At 71.4% G+C, this 5,861-nt stretch carries 7 protein-coding genes; 5 read left to right on the top strand and 2 right to left on the bottom strand.

The window, feature by feature from the left end; translation table 11 throughout:
- Window positions 1-611 (bottom strand): sigma-70 family RNA polymerase sigma factor (locus tag P1P70_RS39045; RefSeq protein ID WP_319246256.1); only part of this gene is annotated, 611 nt, incomplete at its 3' end.
- Window positions 612-911: 300 nt separating this feature from the next.
- Here P1P70_RS39045 and P1P70_RS39040 point away from each other — a divergent pair.
- The 4 genes from P1P70_RS39040 to P1P70_RS39025 all read left to right on the top strand — a co-directional run bounded on the left by P1P70_RS39040 (window position 912) and on the right by P1P70_RS39025 (window position 4,127).
- The gene (locus tag P1P70_RS39040; protein WP_319246258.1) at window positions 912-1,289 is read left to right on the top strand and encodes an SsgA family sporulation/cell division regulator; all 378 of its coding nucleotides are present in this window, start codon (window positions 912-914) and stop codon (window positions 1,287-1,289) included.
- 123 nt (window positions 1,290-1,412) lie between these two features.
- A complete protein-coding gene (locus P1P70_RS39035) occupies window positions 1,413-2,585 on the top strand; it encodes a permease (RefSeq protein WP_319246253.1) in 1,173 nt (390 codons plus the stop codon).
- A complete protein-coding gene (locus tag P1P70_RS39030; RefSeq protein WP_319246250.1) occupies window positions 2,582-3,442 on the top strand; it encodes a TIGR03943 family putative permease subunit in 861 nt (286 codons plus the stop codon). Before P1P70_RS39035 ends, P1P70_RS39030 begins: the two co-directional genes overlap by 4 nt.
- A gap of 247 nt (window positions 3,443-3,689) precedes the next feature.
- Window positions 3,690-4,127 carry a gamma-glutamylcyclotransferase family protein gene (locus P1P70_RS39025; RefSeq protein WP_319246248.1) on the top strand — a complete coding sequence of 146 codons (438 nt, stop codon included), beginning with the start codon at window positions 3,690-3,692 and terminating at the stop codon, window positions 4,125-4,127.
- Window positions 4,128-4,178: 51 nt separating this feature from the next.
- On the opposite strand, the gene P1P70_RS39020 is transcribed toward P1P70_RS39025, so the two are convergent.
- The gene (locus P1P70_RS39020; RefSeq protein ID WP_319246246.1) at window positions 4,179-5,144 is read right to left on the bottom strand and encodes a hypothetical protein; all 966 of its coding nucleotides are present in this window, start codon (window positions 5,142-5,144) and stop codon (window positions 4,179-4,181) included.
- A 197-nt stretch (window positions 5,145-5,341) separates the two neighbouring features.
- On the opposite strand from P1P70_RS39020, the gene P1P70_RS39015 reads away from it, so the two are divergent.
- The coding region (locus P1P70_RS39015; protein WP_319246244.1) for a hypothetical protein at window positions 5,342-5,861 on the top strand (520 nt) is incomplete at its 3' end.

Genomic DNA, 5,861 nt, shown 5'->3' with positions numbered 1-5,861 from the left:
GACTGCCGGGCGGTCGCCGTACCGCGCACATACGCCGGCATACGCCCCCAACGCACCTGGCACGCCGGATCGATCGGAGCCCCCGGCTGCTCACGCAGGAACGCCTGACGCATTCCCTCGCGCGCCCGGTGCAGCAGTACGGCCGTCGCGCCCTGCTTCGCGCCGATGCGCTGCCCGACCGTCTCCAGCGGCTGCCCCTCCGCCTCGGCCAGCCACAGCGCCTGCACCCACCGCTCGGGCAGCTGTCCCAGCACCCGCACCAACAGATCGACGGAGGAGACCTGTTCGGCGGGGTCGGCGGCGTCGGCCACCCGCACGTCGGTCTCGGCCCGCTCGGGAGCCGTCGGATCCAGCGGTGTCTCCCGCGTGGCGGTGGAACCGACCGCCGCCGCGAGATGCCGCACCGTCGTCATCAGGTACGCGGGCACGTTGTCGATCTCGTGTCCCCCGGAGAGCCGCCGCCACACACGGAAGTGCGCCTCGGCGACGAGGTCCTCGGCGGTCCAGGAGTTCCGGGTGAGGGAGCGCGCGTACGCGACCAGGCGCGGATGCTGTTCCTCGTAGATCCGGGTGTACGCGGCGGTCGCGGACCCGGAGAGGCCGTCGGTCATGGCGGGAACGCTCTCCAGTCGCCTGTTGATGGAATGACGACGATTTTGTATGTGGAGATGACAAAAATCTCAAGTAATCACACAAAGTGACACGCGTCACAGCGGGTAACCGCGAAAGCGGCGTAATACATGGGGGCTTGGCGCGGTCGACAGGGTGTGTCGCCCGAAGAAGCATCTGACGCATGCATGAACCCACAACATCCGAGCATCCGAAGTACCCGCGGCCGCTGAAGCATCCGCAGCTTCCGCAGTGCCCCTAGTGCCCCAAGCGCATAAGGCGCCCGCAGCGCCCGCGCCCGCCTGATCACCCCCGACTACGACGAGATCCCGGTACGCACCACCCTGCGTTACACCCCCGACGACCCCTTCGCCGTGCACATCGACTTCCCGTCCGCGGCCTCCGCCGACCACGCGGACGTGACGTGGGCGTTCGCCCGCACGCTCCTCGCGGAAGGGCTGACCGCCCCGGCCGGGATCGGCGACGTACACCTGTGGCCCTGCGGCCCGGGGCACACCGTCGTGGAACTCCACTCGCCGCACGGCATGGCCATGATCCGGTTCGACACGCCCTCGCTCCGCCGCTTCCTGCACCGCTCGTACGCCGTCGTCGCTCTCGGCGGCGAGGACCTGGAGCCCGCGCTCGACGACGGCCTGACGTCTCTGCTGGGCGGGGTCTGACACGCCGGCCCGGAGCGCCCGCTATGTTCGATCCGATCGTCCGGATATTCGGAGTGGGCACATGCAGACGACAGACGGGCCGGCCGGCCGGACAGCGCTGGGGGCAAGACCGTGAACGAGGCCGTGAGCAGGACCTCGAACAGCACCACCGCGGAAGCGGCCTTCGCCGCGGCGGAAACCGCTGGCACCGACGCGGCCGACGCCACCGGGGCGGACCCGGACGCGAAGCCGGACGCGAACCCGGACGCGGACGCGAAGCCGCACCCGAACGCCGTCACCCCCGACCACCTCCCCGATCAATCCGATCACCTCCCAGATCACTCCGATCACTCCGACCACCCCTGGCCCCGTCACTGGCCCCTGCTGCTCCTCGGCGCGGCTCTCGTCCCCGGCGTCGTGCTGTTCGCGGTGGGGCGGGGGATGGAGGAGCCGGCGGTTCAGGCGTGGCGGACCGTCTGTCTCTCCATCACCGTGCAGGCACTGCCGTTCCTGATGCTCGGGACGGCCCTGTCGGGTGCCATCAACGCCTTCGTCCCGGCGCGCGTGTTCACCCGGGTGCTGCCGAGGAGGCCGGCGCTCGCGGTCCCGGTCGCCGGTGCCGCCGGGGTCGTGCTGCCGGGCTGCGAGTGCGCCTCGGTGCCGGTCGCGCAGAGCCTGATCCGCCGAGGCGTGGACCCCGCCGCGGCCTTCGCGTTCCTCCTCTCCGCCCCCGCCATCAACCCGATCGTCCTGACCGCCACGGCCATCGCCTTCCCCGGCAGCCCCGCGATGGTGCTGGCCCGGCTGCTCGCCTCCCTCGTCACCGCAGCCGCGATGGGCTGGTTGTGGCTCTGGCTGGGGCGCGCGGAGTGGCTCAAGCCGGTGGCGCGGCACACGGGACACCGCCCGGGGCAGAGCCGCTGGAACGAGTTCCGGACCGGCTTCCAGCACGACTTCCTGCACGCGGGCGGCTTCCTGGTCGTCGGCGCGATGGCGGCGGCCACGTTCAATGTGCTCGTCCCGCGCACCGTGCTCGACACCTTCGCCGACTCGCCGTGGCTGTCGGTGCTGTTCCTCGCCGCGCTCGCCATCCTCCTCTCGGTGTGCTCCGAGGCGGACGCCTTCGTCGCCGCTTCCCTCACGGGCTTCTCGCCCACCGCGCGGCTGACCTTCATGGTGGTCGGACCCATGGTCGACCTGAAGCTGATCGCCCTGCAGACGGGCACCTTCGGCCGGGCCTTCGCGGTCCGCTTCTCCGCCGCGACGGTCGTCGTCGCCATCCTGTGCAGCGTGCTGATCGGAGCCGTACTCCTGTGAAACGACCCCTCCAGGCGCTCCTGCTCCTCCTCAGCGGCCTCGGCCTCCTGCACGCCACCGTCCTCACCGACGACTACCTGAGATACGTCAAAGAGGGCATGCACCCCCTCCTCGTGGCCTCGGGCGCGCTGCTCCTCTTCCTGGGCGCGGCGGAGGCATGGTCGCTGTGGAGACCGGGCGTCAAGGACGAACGGGAAGCCGATACAGGCACCGACCCGGCCGCCGCCACCGACTCCCATGCCGGACCCGACCCCGACCCCGACGCCGGGCCCGACCCTGACGGACACGGTCACGGACACGGACACGACCACTCCACCCCACCCCGAGTCGCCTGGCTCCTGCTCCTCCCCGCGCTGAGCCTGCTCTTCTACGCCCCGCCGGCCATCGGCGCGTACACCGCGTCCCGGGGGGCGCCCAAGGCGGTGGCCGTCACGGACCAGGACGACTTCGACCCTCTGCCGAAGACCTCACCGCTCCCGATCACCCTCACCGACTTCACCCGCCGGGTGCAGCAGGACCGCGAACGGGCCATCGACGGCCGCACCGTCGAGATGACGGGCTTCGTCACCCCCGACAAGGGCACAGCCACCGAGGGCGACGGGGACGACGCGAGCACCGGCTGGTACCTGACCCGCGCTATTTTCAGCTGCTGCGCCGCCGACGCCCAGTTCGTGAAGGTGCGCGTCCACGGCGCCCCGCCCCCGCCCGCCGACACCTGGGTCACCCTCACCGGCACCTGGCACTCCTCCGGAACCCTCGGCACGAGCTCCGCCGAGGCCGCCCTCGACGCCCACACCGTCAGGAAGGTCCCGCGCCCGCCCAACGCGTACGCCGACACCCTCACTCCCACCCGCTGACGGCACCCCGGGGGACTCGCAGACGCATGGCCGACGACGGTTTTAGTGGGCATGACAGGTGCAGTCCAGGGCGTCGGCGGGGGGTTGCGTGAGGGGTGAGAATCGTTTCTGCAAAGAGTCCCGATTGGATTCCCGAACGTCCCGGTCGGAGTCCCGAGCGTCCCGGTCGGAGTCCCGAGCGTCCCGGTCGGAGTCCCGATCGTCCTGGTCCGAGTTCCGATCCCCCTGGAGAGGAGAGACGAGAACGGTGCTCCCCATCTTCGTCTACGGCACCCTGCGCCCCGGCGAGCCCAACCACGCCCTCTTCCTGCGCGGGCGCACCGTCGCGGAGGAACCGGCCAGGATGAGCGGCATGGCGCTCTACGACGGCCCCGGGTACCCGTACGCGGTGGAGGGCCTCGGCGACGGGTCCGGGGAAAGGCACGGGGGAGCGGGCGAGGTGAGCGGCGAGATCGTCTCGGCCCTCCCCGACGACTACGCCGAACTGCTGTGCGCCCTGGACCGGTTGGAGGAGTACGCCCCGGGCGACCCCGCGAACCTCTACGAGCGCGTGGAACGCCCGGCCACCCTCGCCGACGGCACGGTCGTACGGGCCTGGGTCTACGTTGCCGCCCCGACCGTCGCGGCCGGACTGCGGGCGAGGGGAAGGCTGATCGAGAGCGGGGACTGGCGTCTGCGGGCGTAGGCCTTGGCCGGGGCCGGTCTCGGCAACACGACCGAGGGTGCCCCGGCACGCTCACCGGCGGGCGGCCAGCGCGGCGAGGGCGCCGTCGAGGCGGTCGCCGAGGGCGAGCGCGGCCCAGTCGGTGGCGAACTCGGCACCGGGCGCCAGGCCTTGGCGCCACCGGTGCTCGTCGTGGGTCGGCCCGCCGAGCGCCAGATACGTCCCGCCCGCCGACTCGCCGACCTCCCAGACCCAGCCCGACGCCGACTCGATCTGCCACAACCAGCAGCGGCCGTCCGTACGGTGCCGGAGCGCGCCCGTCGCGAGGTGCCCGCCGGTCGGCCCACTGCCCCGCCCGGCGAACCGGGCCACGGCGCGCCCGGAGCCGCCGCGCACCACGTGGTCGACGTCAGGCACGGCGCTCCGCAGCGGCTCGGTGTACCAACGGCGCTCCGCGAGCCGGTCGTCGCTCGCCCGGAAGACGGACAGATCGTCCGGGGAGGGGAGTCCGCCGACGAGCAGGCTGCCGAGAGAACGTACGGTGACCTGCCCGGCGCCGTCGTTGCGCAGCCGGACCCGGGAGCGCAGCACGGAGACGCCGTCCGGTGAGGCGTACTCGACGAAGGCGGTCAACCCGGTCGCCGGGTCGTGGAGTTCGAAGGTCAGCCGGTGCCACCGCCCGCGCCCGACGGAGCCCGACGCCGAACCGCTCTCACCCGCAGCCGCGTTGTCGGACCCGCTGCCGCAAGTGGAGTGGTGGGCGTGGTACTTCAGGCGGGCGCCGGACGCCGTGCCGATGGAGCGGGGTCCCGCCCGGCGGGTGTCGTCGCCGGGAAGGACCAGGTCGACCAACGGCAGCGAGGGGGCGGACCTGGTCTCCTCGGGGTCGGGCCCCGGGTCGTCGGGGCGCCGGACGCGCAGCAGCCGGGGCGCGTCTCCGCTCAGGTCGAAGTCGACAGTCAGCGCGGAGTGGCCCCAACGGTAGGAGAGGCTCCACGGGAACGAGTCGGTCCACTGCTGATGGTCGTGCTGCGGCATGCGTTCCCCCCGGGTCGGCTGTGCTCCCAAGTGTTCACGGCGTGCTGTGCGTCCGCTGTCCCCGTGCTGTGCGAAGCGTCGGGTCAACCACACAGGATCTACGTATCCGAAAGCGTGAATGTTCAAGCAGGCGGGGTATCGATGCAGATCGTCACAGCGACACCAGCACCGATGCGGCGAGCACGAGGAGCTCCCACATGAATGCCGTAGCCCTGAACGAGACCGTCCTGAAGCACTCCCGCCCCGAAGTCGAGGCGTGGCTCGCCGAGTTCGTCGAGCGGCATGGCGGCCTCGTCGGCTCCGTCCATCTGTGCGGGCCCGCCGCGGAGGGGGAGATCGTGCTCGTCGCCGCGCACAACCTGCCGCCGAGCGTGGTGAACGGCGCGGCCGTCGTCGTGGTGGGCAAGGGGATGGCGGGCGTCACCGCCGAGCGCCGGGCGCCGATCGGCATCAGTGACCTGCAGACCGACACGTCCGGTGTCGCCCGCCCGCCGGCCCGGGCCTCGCAGGCCAAGGGGTCGGTCACACTGCCCGTCCACGCCCCGGACGACCCCACGAAGCTCGTAGCCGTCGTCGGCCTGGGCTTCGCGGAGACCAAGGAATTCACGGACGAGGAGATAGCTAAGTACACCAGGGCTGCCTCTTATCCACCACTCCGAGCCCACGAGACAGGCCAAAAACTGGTATGGCCGTTTTCGGTTAGAAAAAAAAAAAAGA

It is taken from the genome of Streptomyces sp. MB09-02B (genome assembly GCF_033794485.1).
Lineage (GTDB): Bacteria > Actinomycetota > Actinomycetes > Streptomycetales > Streptomycetaceae > Streptomyces.
The sequence above is the reverse complement of the archived record's forward strand: the minus strand, read 5'-3'. Positions and strand labels throughout refer to the sequence as shown.

Excerpts from the sequence above, each read along its gene's own strand:
- P1P70_RS39020 (WP_319246246.1), bottom strand. The coding sequence starts at position 5,144 with ATGCCGCAGCACGACCATCAGCAGTGGACCGACTCGTTCCCGTGGAGC.